Genomic DNA, 424 nt, shown 5'->3' with positions numbered 1-424 from the left:
AAAGAATGGTATTTTCTTCTAAGAAACCTTTAATGGCACCTCCTGAATGGAGAATACCAGTCGTTTTTAACAATGCTTGTAATGTGATGTAGTCATCAAATAATTTAAATTCCATAAGTCACCTCGTTACAGAATATTATATCACAAAATGGTATAATGGAAGGTACAATGTTTGAAAGAGGAAGACGATGAAATTACAAGAGGGAGTAGATCTTCATTTTATTGATACAGATCAGTTTACGACAAATCGTATACGTATTCGCTTTGCAGCTGAAATGAGTGAGGCTACAGTTGCTGGTCGTGTGTTAGTTGCAAATATTTTTGAAATGGGTAACCAAGAATTTCAGACTGCTCAGGCTGTTCGGAGAAGATTGGCAGAATTGTATGGTGCTCAGTTCTCGACCTCAGTTTCGAAACGTGGTAG

Annotated in this window: 1 protein-coding gene and 1 pseudogene; one reads left to right on the top strand and one right to left on the bottom strand. The window is 37.0% G+C overall.

Going from position 1 to position 424, the window contains the following annotated elements:
• The coding region (locus C1G53_RS00300; RefSeq protein ID WP_192873093.1) for an RNA-binding S4 domain-containing protein at positions 1-115 on the bottom strand (115 nt) is incomplete at its 3' end.
• Between the two features lie 73 nt (positions 116-188).
• Between C1G53_RS00300 and C1G53_RS00295 the strand changes: the two are divergent.
• A pseudogene (locus tag C1G53_RS00295) lies at positions 189-424 on the top strand (insulinase family protein); the annotation flags it as partial.

The sequence above is a fragment of the Streptococcus suis genome (genome assembly GCF_002960445.1).
Classification (GTDB): Bacteria; Bacillota; Bacilli; order Lactobacillales; family Streptococcaceae; genus Streptococcus; species Streptococcus hyiners.
The sequence above is the reverse complement of the archived record's forward strand: the minus strand, read 5'-3'. Positions and strand labels throughout refer to the sequence as shown.